At 73.3% G+C, this 14,294-nt stretch carries 13 protein-coding genes; 6 read left to right on the top strand and 7 right to left on the bottom strand.

Going from position 1 to position 14,294, the window contains the following annotated elements:
* Positions 1-9: 9 nt before the first annotated feature.
* Both AB3388_RS14180 and AB3388_RS14185 read left to right on the top strand, forming a co-directional pair.
* Positions 10-1,221, top strand: coding sequence for an ATP-grasp domain-containing protein (locus tag AB3388_RS14180; RefSeq protein WP_495411409.1), 1,212 nt, complete (start codon positions 10-12; stop codon positions 1,219-1,221).
* 6 nt (positions 1,222-1,227) lie between these two features.
* On the top strand, positions 1,228-2,145 hold the full coding sequence (locus tag AB3388_RS14185) for an NADP-dependent oxidoreductase (protein ID WP_495411410.1): 918 nt from the start codon (positions 1,228-1,230) through the stop codon (positions 2,143-2,145).
* A 31-nt stretch (positions 2,146-2,176) separates the two neighbouring features.
* On the opposite strand, the gene AB3388_RS14190 is transcribed toward AB3388_RS14185, so the two are convergent.
* Positions 2,177-2,908: an esterase family protein gene (locus AB3388_RS14190; protein ID WP_495411411.1), complete on the bottom strand. Its 732-nt coding sequence runs from the start codon at positions 2,906-2,908 to the stop codon at positions 2,177-2,179.
* A gap of 110 nt (positions 2,909-3,018) precedes the next feature.
* Here AB3388_RS14190 and AB3388_RS14195 point away from each other — a divergent pair, with 110 nt between their 5' ends.
* Entirely contained in the window at positions 3,019-4,491 is a 1,473-nt protein-coding gene (locus AB3388_RS14195; protein WP_495411412.1) for a glutamate-cysteine ligase family protein, read from the top strand.
* Between the two features lie 64 nt (positions 4,492-4,555).
* Here the strand turns inward: AB3388_RS14195 and AB3388_RS14200 are convergent, their stop codons facing one another.
* From AB3388_RS14200 to AB3388_RS14215, 4 genes are all read right to left on the bottom strand, one after another.
* Entirely contained in the window at positions 4,556-5,806 is a 1,251-nt protein-coding gene (locus tag AB3388_RS14200; protein WP_495411413.1) for a hypothetical protein, read from the bottom strand.
* A 67-nt stretch (positions 5,807-5,873) separates the two neighbouring features.
* Positions 5,874-7,289, bottom strand: a complete 1,416-nt coding sequence (locus AB3388_RS14205; RefSeq protein ID WP_495411414.1) for a M20/M25/M40 family metallo-hydrolase — start codon at positions 7,287-7,289, stop codon at positions 5,874-5,876.
* A gap of 92 nt (positions 7,290-7,381) precedes the next feature.
* A complete protein-coding gene (locus tag AB3388_RS14210) occupies positions 7,382-8,224 on the bottom strand; it encodes an SGNH/GDSL hydrolase family protein (RefSeq protein WP_495411415.1) in 843 nt (280 codons plus the stop codon).
* A 42-nt stretch (positions 8,225-8,266) separates the two neighbouring features.
* The gene (locus AB3388_RS14215) at positions 8,267-8,971 is read right to left on the bottom strand and encodes a hypothetical protein (protein ID WP_495411416.1); all 705 of its coding nucleotides are present in this window, start codon (positions 8,969-8,971) and stop codon (positions 8,267-8,269) included.
* Between the two features lie 88 nt (positions 8,972-9,059).
* Here AB3388_RS14215 and AB3388_RS14220 point away from each other — a divergent pair, with 88 nt between their 5' ends.
* The gene (locus AB3388_RS14220) at positions 9,060-9,497 is read left to right on the top strand and encodes a MarR family winged helix-turn-helix transcriptional regulator (RefSeq protein ID WP_495411417.1); all 438 of its coding nucleotides are present in this window, start codon (positions 9,060-9,062) and stop codon (positions 9,495-9,497) included.
* Here AB3388_RS14220 and AB3388_RS14225 read toward each other — a convergent pair.
* Entirely contained in the window at positions 9,485-12,172 is a 2,688-nt protein-coding gene (locus tag AB3388_RS14225) for an ATP-binding protein (protein WP_495411418.1), read from the bottom strand. The two genes, AB3388_RS14220 and AB3388_RS14225, sit on opposite strands and share 13 nt — an antisense overlap.
* Positions 12,173-12,204: 32 nt before the next feature.
* Positions 12,205-12,558 carry a hypothetical protein gene (locus tag AB3388_RS14230; RefSeq protein WP_495411419.1) on the bottom strand — a complete coding sequence of 118 codons (354 nt, stop codon included), beginning with the start codon at positions 12,556-12,558 and terminating at the stop codon, positions 12,205-12,207.
* Positions 12,559-12,739: 181 nt separating this feature from the next.
* On the opposite strand from AB3388_RS14230, the gene AB3388_RS14235 reads away from it, so the two are divergent.
* Together AB3388_RS14235 and AB3388_RS14240 are read left to right on the top strand one after the other, a co-directional pair.
* On the top strand, positions 12,740-13,615 hold the full coding sequence (locus AB3388_RS14235) for an ABC transporter substrate-binding protein (protein WP_495411420.1): 876 nt from the start codon (positions 12,740-12,742) through the stop codon (positions 13,613-13,615).
* Between the two features lie 16 nt (positions 13,616-13,631).
* Positions 13,632-14,291 carry an ABC transporter permease gene (locus AB3388_RS14240; protein ID WP_495411421.1) on the top strand — a complete coding sequence of 220 codons (660 nt, stop codon included), beginning with the start codon at positions 13,632-13,634 and terminating at the stop codon, positions 14,289-14,291.
* Positions 14,292-14,294 lie beyond the last annotated feature (3 nt).

Genomic DNA, 14,294 nt, shown 5'->3' on the forward strand with positions numbered 1-14,294 from the left:
GGAGACCCGATGAACGTCGTCATGCTCTCCCCCGGCTACCCGGCCGAGATGGCGTACTTCACCCGGGCGCTCGCCGGAGTGGGCGCCCGCGTCATCGGCGTCGGCGACCAGCCGCCGCACGCGCTGCCCGAGGCCGCCCGCTCCTCGCTCGCCCACTACGAGCAGGTCAACCTCGCCGACGAGGGGGCGGTGCTCGACGCGTTGCGCGGGCTGTCCCGGCACGCCTCCCTCGACCAGGTGGAGTGCCTCTGGGAGCCGTACATGCTCCTGGCCGCCCGGATCCGGGAGACCTTCGGGCTGCCCGGCCTCTCCGTCGAGCAGACCGTGCCGTTCCGGGACAAGGAGACGATGAAGCGGGTGCTCGACGCCGCGGGGATCCGCACGCCGTGGCACGTGAGCGCGCGCGCCGTCGCCGAGGTCTGGGCGGCCGCCGAGAAGGTCGGTTACCCGCTCATCGTCAAGCCGATCGCCGGCGCCGGCTCGGCCGACACCTACCGCGTCGACTCCGACCGGGAGCTCACCGACGTCCTGCCGATGCTGCGACACGTGCCCGAGGTCAGCGTCGAGGAGTTCGTCGACGGCGAGGAGTTCACCTTCGACACCATCTGCGCCGGCGGCCGGATCCTGTTCGAGCACGTCCTCTGGTACCGGCCGCGGCCGCTGCAGATGCGCATGCACGAGTGGGTCAGCCCGGTGTCGATCTCGCTGCGCGACCTGTCCGTGCCCCGGTTGGCCGGCGGACGGCGGATGGGCGAGGCGGTGCTCGCCGCGCTGGGCTTCCGCTCCGGCTTCACGCACATGGAGTGGTATCTCAAGTCCGACGGCGAGGCCGTGTTCGGCGAGATCGGGGCGCGCCCGCCCGGCGCCCGCGTGGTCGACGTCATGAACTACGCCACGGACGGCGACACCTACGCCGGCTGGGCGCAGGCCGTCGTCCACGGGTCCATGCAGCCGCTGGAGCGCAGGTACAACGCGGGGGCGATCTTCAAGCGCGCCCGCGGCGAGGGCCGGATCACCCACGCCGAGGGCCTCGACGCGCTGCTGGGACGGTACGGCGAGCACGTCGCGCTGCTGGACCTGTTGCCGGTCGGGGCGCCGCGCCGCGACTGGCGCTCGACGGTCACCGGCGACGGCATGGTCGTCGTCCGGCACCCCGAGCTGCAGCGGGTGATCGAGATGACCGAGGCGTTCGCCGCCGACTTCCAGCTGTACGCGTCCTGATCTCCGATGCAGGCGATCGTCGTGACGGACCAGGCCGCGGGGACGGCCGGGATGACGCTGGTGGAGCGGCCCGAGCCGCGGGCAGCGATCAACGACGTCGTCGTCGAGGTTCACGCGTCGGGATTCGTGCCGACCGAGTTGGCCTGGCCCTCGACCTGGACCGATCGCCGCGACCGTGACCGAACACCGTCGATCCCGGGACACGAGCTGGCCGGAGTGGTCACCGCGCTCGGTTACGGCACGACGGGGCTGTCGGTCGGACAGCGGGTGTTCGGCCTCACGGACTGGTATCGCGACGGCGCCCTGGCGGAGTACGTGGCCGTCGAGGCACGCAACCTCGCGCCGCTGCCGGGCGACGTCGACTTTCCGGAGGGCGCGAGCCTGCCGATCTCGGGGCTGACCGCGTGGCAGGGATTGTTCGAGCACGGCCGCCTGCACGCGGGGCAGAGCGTGCTCGTGCACGGCGCGGCCGGCGCGGTCGGCTCGATGGGAACGCAGCTCGCGCGTGAGTTCGGTGCGTACGTCCTCGGCACCGGACGGGCTGCCGACCGTCAGAAGGCGCTCGACTTCGGCGCGCACGAGTTCGTCGAGCTCGACGACGACGCGCTGGACGACGTCCACGGAGTCGACCTGGTCTTCGACGTCATCGGCGGCGACATCCAGCAGCGATCCGCGCGTCTGGTTCGACCCGGGGGAACGCTGGTGTCCGTCGTCGGACCGACCGAGGCGCGGCCCGCCGACGGCCTGGCGGTCGATTTCGTCGTCGAGTCCGACCGTGCCCAACTGGGTCAGGTCGTGCAACGGGTGCGGGACGGACGACTGCGGACGAACATCGGCGACGTCGCGCCCCTCGGCGATGCCGTCGCCGCCCTCAACCCGACCGAGCGACGCACCGGGAAGACGATCATCAGCGTTCGTCCGTGAGGACCCAGATCGGGCGTCGGCGGCCCCGGCGCTACGACGGGCAGAGCTCGTCGAGGTACTGCGGCAGCATCCGCCGCCAGGTCGGCCACTCGTGCGGCCACTCCTCGCCCCACGCGTCCACCCGGTTGGGCACGCCCCGGCGGCCGAGCACGTCGGCCGCGGCCCACGACTCGCCGAGGTCCTCGTGGGCGCCCTGGCCGGAGGCGAGAATGGCGAACCGGCTGCGCAGCTCGTCGAGCTGCTCGCCGTCCAGCCCCGGGAGGAAGTGCAGGGGCGAGGCGAAGAACAGGTCCTGCGAGACCTGACCGTCGAGGAAGCGCTCGATCCGGTAGGTGCCGCTCATGCCCACGGCGGCGCGGAACACGTCCGGGAACCGGCAGAGCACCGCGACCGCGTTGAACGCCCCGATGGAGGCGCCGGTCGCGACGATCGGCGTCTCGGCGCCGCCCAGGTCGGTCCGGATCGCCGGCACGACCTCGTGCCGGACGCACTGGTGGTACTGGTTGAACAGCCACATCCGGTACTCGAGCGAACCGGCCTCGGCCACCATCGCCTGGCCGGCCACGCTGTCGCAGGAGTAGAGCTTGACCCGGCCGCTCTCGATGAGCGGCCCGCAGGCGTCCACGAGCCCGTTGCGCTCGATCTCCTCGGCGTCCCCGCCCGCCGTCGGGAAGACCAGGACCGGCGTGCCGTAGTGGCCCCACCGGGCCAGACCGATCGGCTGCTCCAGGCGCTCGGAGTACCAGCTGTCGGTCACCTTCACGTCGTCCACCCTGACATGGACGCCGCATCGTGGCAGCGCGACCGGGCTGCCGACCGGCCGGTTCCGTGCCAACCTGACCGCACGGGTGACAGCGACGGGAGGCGACCGGCGTGGGCGAAGAGGTCGAGGCCCGGACGTTCTCCCGCGGGGACCGCCTGCGCTACCGGGAGAAGCTGCGGCGCTGCCTGGACGTGTTCGGCCGGATGCTCAACGAGTCCAAGTTCGACTTCGAGCGGCCGCTGACCGGCACGGAGATCGAGTTCAACCTGGTCGACGCCCACCAGGACCCGGCGATGCGCAACGAGGAGGTCCTCGCCGCGATCGCCGACGAGGTCTTCCAGGCCGAGATGGGCCAGTTCAACATCGAGATGAACGTCCGCCCGACCTCGCTGGCCGGCACCGCCGCCGCGGACCTCGAGGTGGAGCTGCGGGACAGCCTCAACCAGGCCGAGGAGCGCGCCCGTGCGATCGGGGCGCACATCGTCATGATCGGCACGCTGCCGACCCTCGCGCCGGAGCACGTCACCGGGGCGGCGATCACCACCCACCCGCGCTACGCCCTGATCAACGAGCAGATCTTCGCCGCCCGCGGCGAGGACCTGCACATCGCGATCGACGGCCCCGAACGGCTGGACGTGCACGCCGACACGATCGCCCCGGAGGCGGCGTGCACCAGCACGCAGTTCCACCTGCAGGTGAGCCCGCAGGACTACGCGGCGCACTGGAACGCGGCACAGTGCATCGCCGGTGTCCAGGTGGCGCTGGGGGCGAACTCACCGTTCCTCTTCGGCAAGGAGCTGTGGCGGGAGACCCGGATCCCGCTGTTCGAGCAGGCCACCGACACCCGGCCCCAGGAGCTGAAGGAACAGGGCGTCCGGCCCCGGGTCTGGTTCGGCGAGCGGTTCATCACCTCGGTGTTCGACCACTTCGAGGAGAACGTCCGCTACTTCCCCGCCCTGCTGCCGGTCTGCGACGAGGAGGACCCCGTGGCCGCGCTCGACCGCGGCGAGGTCCCCCGGCTGGCCGAGCTCCGGATGCACAACGGAACCATCTACCGCTGGAACCGCCCGGTGTACGACATCCACGACGGCAAGCCGCACCTGCGGATCGAGAACCGGGTGCTGCCCGCCGGGCCGAGCATCGTGGACGTGTTCGCCAACGGCGCCTTCTACTACGGCCTGCTGCGCACCCTGGCCGCCCAGGACCGGCCGGTGTGGTCGCAGATGTCGTTCGCGACCGCGGAGGACAACTTCACGCAGGGCGCCCGGCACGGCATCCACGCCCAGCTGTACTGGCCGGGCCTGGGCACCGTGCCGGTCACCGAGCTCGTGCTGCGGCGGCTGCTGCCGATGGCGCAGCAGGGCCTGGCCGAGCGGGACGTGGACACCGCGGTCAGCGACCGGCTGCTCGGTGCCATCGAGCGCCGCTGCACCGCCTACCGCAACGGCGCGGAGTGGCAGGCCGAGACGTTCCACCACATCGACGAGCAGCGGCAGCCGCTGGACCGCCGCGACGCGCTGCGGGAGATGCTGCGCCGCTACACCGAGCACATGCACGCCAACGAGCCGGTCGCCGACTGGTAGAAGGACCACCCTTTTTCCCACGCCTCGCACGCTCGGCGCGGGCCCCTGAAGGGTGGCCGTTCCCTCACGTCACCAGGCGGTTCTCCTCGTCGCGCATCCACATCCCGAGCAGGCCCCGGTAGTGCGCGATGAAGTGGTCGTGCTCGTGCGGGGGGAACGTGGACCGCACCGTGTCGACGAGCAGCCGGTCGAAGTCGGGGCCGCGGACCCAGTCGAGCATGACCTCGTCCAGGTGCGCGAGCCGGCTGGCGCAGAAGTCGGCGTAGGCCTCCGTCTGGAAGTACTCGTTCGCCAGCCTGCGGTAGGCCTGCAGCTTCTCCCCGTAGCTCAGGTCGGTGCGATCGGCGATCTCGAAGAACCGCCGGGTCTCCAGGTCCAGCCGCGGCCGGCGGCCGGTGGCGGTGGAGAACACCGACCACCGGACGAGCGCCTTGATGGCCCACGGGAAGTAGTAGTGCAGGCTGGTCAGCGCGATGTCGGGGCAGGCGTTGGCGTAGTCGATCGGGTACACGACGCCGTCCCTGATCAGCGTCTCGCAGGAGTTGAACTCCCAGCGGAAGAACGCATTGACCAGCTTGCCGATGGTGACCGTCTCCTCGCCGGTGGCCGGGTCCAGGAAGTCGTGCGTGACCGAGTACCGGCCGTGCATCGGCTGGCCGGGGTCGAAGTTCATGACCATCGTCTCGGCGCCGATCGACAGGCTCCGCGCGAAGACCTGGTAACCCGCCACCGCCTTCTGCAGGTGCATCAGGCGCTGCCCGGAGGCGTCGTACGCCCGCTGCAGCTCCTCGGGGTTGCGGATCAGGGTGACGCCGACCCACGCGCCCCCGTCGTACGGCTTCATGAACAGCGGATAGCCCATCCGCTCGGCGATCGCCTGCAGGTCGAACGGCTGGTTGTACTTCTCCGCCGTGTACGCGTACTTGGCGTGCTCGGGCGGGTTCTTGTACGGCACCAGCACGGTGTCCGGCACGTGCAGCCCCAGCCGCAGCATGGCGCAGTACGCCGCGTGCTTCTCCATGCTCTGGAAGGTGAAGGGGCTGTTCAGCAGGTAGACGTCGTCCATGAGCGCCGCCTTCTTCAGCCACTCACGGGGGTGGTAGTACCAGTAGGCCAGGCGATCGATCACCAGGTCGTAGCGAGGCCGGCTGCACAGGTCGAACGGCTCGACCGTGATCCGCTCGACGTCGTACCGGTGCGCGACGCCGGTCCCGTCGTGCACGGTGCCCAGGCGTCGCATGATCGACTCGAAGGCGGTGGGCCAGTCCTCCTCGGTCCCGAGCAGCAGCCCGATGAGGTGCTGGTGGTCGGACATCGACGCTCCTCGAACGGTGGCGGGCCTCCGGCGTCGCTGCCGTGACCTGGGCGGACGCGGTCGGAGCCTAAGTCCGGCCCGAGATCCCCGCGAGTTCGCGCCACAGGTGCGCGGCCGCCTCGGCCCCGCGGTGCAGCATGGGCAGCAGCACCCGCTCGTTGGGCGAGTGGATGCGGTCGGTGGGCAGCCCCGCACCCAGGAACAGCAGCGGAGCGCCGAGGTGCTCGACCAGGGCGGCCTCCGGTCCGCTGCCACCCTCGCGCAGGTAGAGCACCTCGTCGGGGTCGCCGTCCCAGGCCTGGGCGATCGCCCGCCGCAGGGCGGCCATGCCGGGCGAGTCGAGATCGCTGGCGCACGGAGCGACGCCGGCCTTCTCGACCCGCACGTCGGCGGTGATGCCCTCCGGCAACCGCTGCTCGACCCAGGCGCGGACCTGCTCGGCGACGTCCGCGGGTGACTGGTCGGCCACCAGCCGGAAGCTGATCTTCGCGTGCGCCTCGGCCGGGATGATCGTCTTGTGGCCGGGGCCCTGGTAACCGCCCCACATGCCGTTGACCTCCGCGGTGGGCCGGGCGCCGATCCGTTCCAGGGTGCTGAACCCGGCTTCTCCGTACGCCGCGGAGCCCGCCGCTGGCCCGGCCAGCCACGCCTTCTCGTCGAACGGCACCCGGCCCATCAGCTCCCGTTCCCGGTTCCCGAGGGGACGGACCTTGTCGTAGAAGCCGGGCAGCGTGACCCGGCCCCGCTCGTCGTGCAGGGCGGCCAGCAGCGAGGCCATCGCGTGCAGCGGGTTGGGCACGGCGCCGCCGAAGGAGCCCGAGTGCAGGTCGACGGCCGGCCCGCGCAGGGTGATCTCGGCGCCGGCCAGGCCGCGCATCGAGACGACGGCGCTGGGCAGGTGCGGCGCGGCCATGCCGGTGTCGCTGACCACGACGACGTCGCAGTCCAGCCGGTCGCGCCGCTCGCGGAGCAGGTCGGCGAAGTGCGGCGAGCCCGACTCCTCCTCGCCCTCGATCAGCAGCTTCACGGTGACCGCGGGGGTGTCCCGGCCGGTCGCGGCCAGATGCGCCCGCATGCCGAGCAGGTGCATGGCGACGTTGCCCTTGTCGTCGATCGCGCCGCGGGCGTGCAGCTCCGGGCCGTCCGGGCCCTCGACGAGAGTCGGCTCGAACGGCGGGTGCTCCCACAGCTCGACCGGGTCCACCGGCTGCACGTCGTGGTGCCCGTAGACGAGCGCGACCGGCGCGCCGGGGTCGGCCGACGGCCACTCGGCGAAGACCGCCGGCGCGCCGGGGGTCGGCCAGACCTCGACGATGGGGAACCCGACCCGGCGCAGCGCCTCGGCCAGCCACTCGGCGCTGCGGGCGACCTCGGCGGCGTGCACCGGATCGGCCGAGATCGACGGGATGCGCAGCCAGGCGTCCAGGTCGGCGTGCAGGTCGTCGAGGTGGGACCGGACGTACTCGCGCTCGGGGCTGGTCACGACCCCGGACCGTAGCCCGCTGCCGAAGACGTCCCCGCCTGAGTAGCAGACGCAGGCTCAGCGGACAGTCGGAATCCGGGTGGGCACACGGCCTACGAGAGAGTCTGCGGCTCGATCCCGGTGTCGAGCAGGAGCTCGGCGATGCGCTGATGCCCCGCGGCGTTGGGATAACAGCAGTCCTCGTGGTTCAGCAGGCCGGCGGCGTAGGCGTCCTCGGTGCCGTCCGGTCCGTTGAAGTCGGTCAGGACGTCGATGCACTGGCCGCCGTGCTCGCGGACCGCCAGGCACGTCGAGTCGCGCAGCGAACGGGTCTGGAACGGCCCGACCTCCGCGGCGCTCGACACCAGGAAGGGCGGGATGACGTCCTCCGCGCCCGGGAGGACGTTGGGCAGGGTCATCGCGCGGAAGACGGTCGGCTGATCGCCCCGCAGTTCCGCGACCTCGGCCGCGATCGCGGCGATGTTGTCCGCGTAGGCGGCGAGGCCCGGCTCGTAGCAGGCCGTGCCCGTGCAGGTTCCGGCGTCCCAGGCGTCGTCGCCCGCGTTCATGTCCGCCCCACCGGCGCCGATCACCACGAAGTCAGCTGAGCCGATGTCGTGTCGAAGCGCGTCGTCCTGACGGATCCGGGTGAGCAGGGCCTCGCTGGTCTGCCCGTTCCGGGCGTGTGCGACGACCTCGACGTCGCTGCCGGTCTTCCGCGCGACCAGGTCGGCGTAGCGCCGCACCCAGCCCCGGCCCTCCTCGTCCCCGGCACCCGTGGCGTCGGAGTCGCCCAGCGAGACGAGGCGGAGGCCTGCCCCTGCCGATGCGGCGCCCGTCGACGATGCCGCCTCCTCGGATGGCGACCCGCTGTCGCCGGAGCATCCGGCCACGCCGCCGCAGAGGAGCACGGCGAACAGACAGACAACTGGTGCGCTCGGCCGTGTCGTGGTCATCTGACGCCTCGAGGGTGCTGCCGAACCGGGGATCTGCCGAACTCAGCCGCTGGTGACGGTCGGGAGCGTGTGGGCCGCCGGCGGAGCGGGTGCGCCCTGCACCGGCGGCGTCCGGCGCGCCGCGCGCTGCACCCCGACGACGGCGCCGAGGAGCCACAGCGCGAAGACCACGGACGCCGTGCCCTGGCTCCAGTAGCCGGACACGCAGAGCACGGCGACGGCGTAGGACACCCACACGGCCCACCCCGGCAGGGCGTGCGCCCGCTGGGCGATCCGCGTCGCCACGGCGACCAGCGCCCCGCCGCCGATCAGCCCCGTGAAGGCGACGAGGCCCCCGGCCGTGCCGAGCACGCGGGCGGTGTCCGGGTCGGGGGTGAACTCGTCCGACAACGCCGTGACCGCGCTCGACACGTCGAGCGACACCCCGGTGATCATCAGCCCGCCGAGCAGGGCCGCCGCGGGCACGGTCACGCGCGCGAGGGGGTCGCCGCCGGACAGCCGGTCCAGCACCCGCCGCAGCCCAGCGGCGAACCAGAGCAGCAGCGCGACCCCGACGGCGAGCACCGGCAGCCCGATGCCGGCGGCGGTCACCCGCGCACCGTCGCCGAGCCGCGCGAGGACGACGGCGTCCGACCACCCCGGCTCGTCGTCGCCGACCGACGCGCAGAGCGCCACTCCGACGCCGAGCAGCACGACCGATGCGGCGCCCGCCCATCCCGCGCGCCGAAGAACTCCTGACTCGTCCATGCCGCCTCCTACGGTCGGACACGGGATGACGCCCCATTGCTCAGGTACGCTTGATGTTCAAGCTAGCCGAAAGATTGCGAGACTGTCCATGGGCGACGAGGGTGCTGCGCCCGACACCCTGACCCTGCTGTCGACCGCCCACCTCCTGGTCTCGCGCCTGGTGGCCGAAGGCGTGGCCGCCGCCGGCCATCCGATCCGGCCCTCGCACTCGCTGGTCTTCGGCCAGCTCGGCCCCGAGGGCGCCCGGCTGACCGCCTTGGCTCGTGCCGCCAACGTGACCCCACAGGCGATGAGTGAGCTCGTCGATGAGCTCGAATCGATGGGCTACGTGGAACGGACGCCGGACCCCACGGATCGGCGGGCCAAGCTCATCGTGCTCACCGATCGCGGCCGCGCCTGTAGCCGGGACGGCGCCGAGGTCGTCCACCGGATCGAGGCGCACCTCACCGAACTCCTCGGCGAGGACGGGCACCGAACCCTCCGCCGGTTGCTCAGCCGGATGCTCGACGAGCCCTACGAGGGCTGACGGTCGACACGGTGCCGGCGGCCAGCATGGGCATCGGCCGGCCGGTCGGTGTCGTGGAGGTCCGCCAGCGTCCGGTCCAGGGCCTGCAGGAGGGGCCACTGGCGGCCCTCGGCGCAAGCGGCCTCGTAGGCCTGGTCGCCCAGCTGATCCCGGGCCCGTGCGGTCAGGTCGTCCACCAGCATCGTCAGGGCGGCGTTGAGCGCCGTGGCGACGCTTCGGCGGGCGGTGGCCGCCGCGGCCAGGGCCCGGGCCGCCACCGCCGGGCGGCCGTCGGTCAAGGCCACCGCCGCCAGCCCTTCGAGGGCGTACGCGATGCTCGTCGGCTGACCCCCATGGCGGTTGAGCTCGGCTCCGTCGAGGATCGAACGGCGCCCGCGGGACATGTCCTGCCGGGTGAGCCGGATCAGACCCAGGATGCTGAGGATCAGGCCCACCCAGGCCTCGTCGCCCATGCGGCCGGCCAGATCGAGGGCGGCCCCGTACTGCCGCTCGGCGCCCTCGAGATCTCCGAGGAGCAGCCCCAGATCGCCGCGAATGGTCGCGGTGACCGCCATCCCGACGTCCAGACCCAGGGCGGCGGAGCGAGCGGCCGCCTCGTCGACGTACCGCGACACCCCCTCCACCGAGCCCTCGGCCATGGCGGCGTAGACGCCGGCCAGAGCCACGAGGACGTGGTCCTGGGCGTGGTCGGCGTCGTCGGGAAGCAGCCGGCGCCCCTCCTCCCAGAGCGGACCGACCGCGGTGACGTCGCCGAGGGCGCCCGCGAGGTTGGCGCGGAGGACGAGCAGTCGTCCACGCACGTCCGCCGGGGCGTCCGCGGCGCGGGGCAGGATCCGGTCCAGCCATCCCGCCGCCTCGCGCACGGCGTCGTGGAACAGCACGTAGGGGAAGGCGTTCCGGACCAGCAGCGCCGTCGCCGCCACGTCGGCCGCGTCGATCGCTCGCCACACCGCCGCGCGGACGTTGGCCCACTCGTGACGAATGCGCGGGAGCGCCTCCCGGAGCTCGTTGGCGCGTGAGAGCAGGTCCGGGTCGATGATCGCGAGCACCCAGTCGGTGTGGCGTCGCTCCACCTCGGCCCGATCGGCGGAGGCGGCCAGCTTCTCGGCCGCGTAGGCCCGCACCGTCTCCAGCATGTCCAGCCGCGGATCGGTCACGGCTGTGCCGGACTCCACGAGCAGGCTGGCGTCGAGCAGGGCGGAGAGGGTGCCGAGGAGGTCGGGCTCGCCGGACCGGCCGCACACCCTCTCCGCCGCCGCCAGGGTCCAGCCGCCGGAGAACACCGCGAGCCGCGTGAAGACCGCCTGCTCGTGGGTGCCGAGCAGGCGGAAGCTCCAGTCCATGGTGGCCCGCAGGGTGCGCTGCCGCTCCGGCAGGTCGACCGGCCCGGCCAGGACGTCGAGCCAGGCGCTCAGCCGCTCGAGCAGCACCGCCGGGGGCAGCAGGCGCACACGGGCCGCGGCCAGCTCGATGGCCAGAGGCAGTCCGTCCAGGCGCCGGCAGATCTCGGCCACGGCCGCCGCGGTCCCGCCGTCCAGGGTGAAACCGGGGTGGACGGCGGCGGCCCGCTCGGCGAACAGCTGCTCCGCCGGCGTCGGGGCCAGCGAGGCCACGGGGTACTGCCGTTCGGCGCGCAGCCGCAGCGCCCGGCGGCTGGTCACCAGGACGACGGCGGCCGGGACGGCGTCCAGCACCACCGGCAGCTCGCCCGCGGCCGCCGCGACCTGTTCGAAGTTGTCGAGCACGAGCAGCGTCCGGTCGTCGCCCAGGGCGATGCGGACGGCGTCGAGCGGCTCGACACCGGGCTCGCGGCGGGCGCCGAGGGCATCAGCGAGCGTGGGCAGCACCAGTGCGGGATCGGTGAGTGCGCTCAGCGCCACGAAGAAGACGCCGCCGGGAAAGGCGTCCGCCACGGTGCGCGCCACCTCGAGGGCCAGCCTGGTCTTGCCGATGCCGCCGGGCCCGGTCAGGGTGACCAGTCGCGGGCCGGGGTCGGTCAGCAGCGCGGTGAGCGCGGCGAGGTCGGCGTCCCGGCCCAGCAGCGGGGCCGCCGGGACGGGCAGCCGGTGGTGCGGCACGGGCAGGCGCAACGGCGGAAAGTCTCCGGGCAGCCCGTCGATGTCGAGCTGGAACAGCGGCGCCGGCTGCGGGAAGTCCTTCAGCCGATGCTCGCCCACCGGGCGCAGCGAGGTGCCGGTCGGCAGATCGTCGGCGACCAGCGCCGCGGTCGCCCCCGACAGGAGCACCTGCCCGCCGGCCGCGGTCGCGGCGATGCGGGCGGCCCGGTGCACGGCCAGCCCGACGTAGCCGTCCCCGGCGACCGTGGCCTCCCCGCTGTGCAGGCCGATCCGCACCGACACGCGCCGCGCGTCCGGCCAGGCGTGATCGGCCAGCGCGTGCTGCGCCTGGGCCGCGGCGGCCACCGCCTGCCCGGCCGAGGAGAAGGCCACGAAGAACGCGTCGCCCTGGGTGTCGACCTCCCGGCCGCCATGCGCGGCGAACGCGGCCCGCAGCAGCCGCCGGTGCTCCGCCAGCGCCACCGCGTAGGCCTGCCGGTCTGCGCGCAGCAGCCGGGTGGAGCCTGCGATGTCGGTGAACAGGAAGGTCACCGTGCCGGTGGGTAGCTCGCCGGCTGCGGGCTGGCCGAGCGCCGCCGCGCCGCGCTCGTCGGTCACGTCCCCGGCAGGACAGGAACCACCACGACCCGCTACCAGGGGCCCGCGACGGCGGCGGACCGCACCCTCTGCAGCCGAGCCGACCCGGCGCCGGCGGACGGCGCCGTCCGGGGGTACGGCGTGCTCGGCGCGCCAATCGCGATCACCGCGCCGGCGTCGCGGGCGGCCGCCGGGGCTCCACTCGGGACGACCGGCACCGCGGACGCGACCACCACCCGCGCGGCCTGCACCCGCCGACGCAGGAGCAGCAGGCCGGCGGGGATGCCGGCAACGGGCACGACGGGGCCCAGCATGATGAACACGCAGCCGGCCACCACGCTCTCCGCCGTCCGCACCGCCCGGCTCTGCCTCCGTCGCGTCTTCGGGTGCTCGGTCGTGATGGTCATCCTCCGGCCCCCTCGCTCGCGGGGGCGCCCACCGACCGCTCCCCCGTCGCGCGGGACGACGCCGCCCTCCCCGCCCACGCTGCACGGGCGCCGCCCCGCCCGGCCTCATCCCGGCAGGGTGGTCGGTTCCGCACGTGCCGAACGAGACCGCCGGTGCGCGCGGCGGGACAGAATGCCGCGCATGCGGCCCGTCGACTGCCGTGCAGGCACCACCGCAGCCCGCCGGTGGCAGCTCCCCGCGTTCCTCGCGGTGCTCCTCCTCACCGGCTGCGGCGCCAGCTCGGGCGCCACACAGGGAGGCAGCGGCGGCACCGCGGCGGCGTCCGGGGCGATGGTCCTGGCCACCACGACCAGCACCCAGGACACCGGGCTGCTCGACACGCTCGTGCCCGCCTTCGAGGAGGACAGCGACTGCACGGTGAAGACCGTGGCCGTCGGCTCCGGTGAGGCGCTGGAGATGGGGGCGTCCGGGAACGCGGACGTGCTGCTCGTGCACTCCCCCGCCGCGGAGGAGAAGTTCATGGCCGAGGGCCACGGCGTGTCCCGGGTCGCCGTCATGCACAACGACTTCGTCGTCGTCGGCCCGCCCGCCGACCCGGCGCACGCCGGGCAGGCGGCGAACGCGGCCGAGGCGTTCGCGGCCATCGCCGCGGCGCAGGCGCCGTTCGCGTCCCGCGCCGACGAGTCGGGCACCAACGCCAAGGAGCTCGCCCTGTGGCAGCAGGCGGGCATCGACCCGTCGGGGTCGTGGTACCTCGAGACCGGGCAGGGCATGGGCGAGACGCTCACCATCGCCGGCCAGAAGCAGGCCTACACGCTGTCCGACCGCGGCACCTACCTGGCGACGCAGAACCTCGATTTGGACATCGTCGCCGAGGGGGGCGACGAGCTGCAGAACCCGTACCACGTGATCGTCGTGAAGGCTCCCGACACCAACCGCGCGTGCGCGACGGCGTTCTCGGACTGGCTGGTGACGCCGGAGACGCAGCAGCTGATCGGCGAGTTCGGCGTCGACCGGTTCGGGCAGCCGCTGTTCTTCCCCGACGCGCCGCAGTAGCGATCGCAGGCCGCGCATGCTGTCCGACCCGGTCGGGGAGGTCCTCGCCCGTTCCCTGCTCGTGTCGGTCACCGCGACCCTCGTCGCCGTCGTCCTGGGGGTGCCGCTGGGCACCTGGCTGGCCCTACGCCGCGGCCGCGGCCACCGGCTCGCCGTCTCGGTGGTGAACACCGGGATGGCCGTGCCCACCGTCGTGGTCGGCCTGGTGGTGGCGCTGCTGCTGTGGCGCACCGGGCCGCTGGGCCGGCTCGATCTGATCTACACCCTGCGCGGCATGGTCGTCGCCCAGGTCCTCATCGCCACCCCGCTCGTCACCGCGATCACGCTCGCGTCGCTCGCCCTGCTGCCGCCGGACCTGCTCGAGCAGCTGCGCGGGATGGGGGCCACCGGGCCGCAGGCCCTGTGGCGGCTGTGGGGCGAGGCCCGGCTGCCGCTGCTCGCCGCCGCCATGGCCGGGTTCGGGCACGCCCTCTCCGAGGTCGGGGCCGCCACGATCGTCGGCGGCAACATCCACGGCCAGACGCAGGTCATGACCACGGCGATCGTCGAGAACGTGCGGCGCGGCGACTTCCGCCCCGCCCTGGCGTACGCGGCGGTGCTGCTCGCGCTGGCGTTCGTCGTGAACGCGACGCTCACCTCGGTGCAGCAGCGCGGCAGCGCCTGGGCCCGGTCGTGACCC

The organism is Geodermatophilus sp. SMS 5-13 (assembly GCF_059428245.1).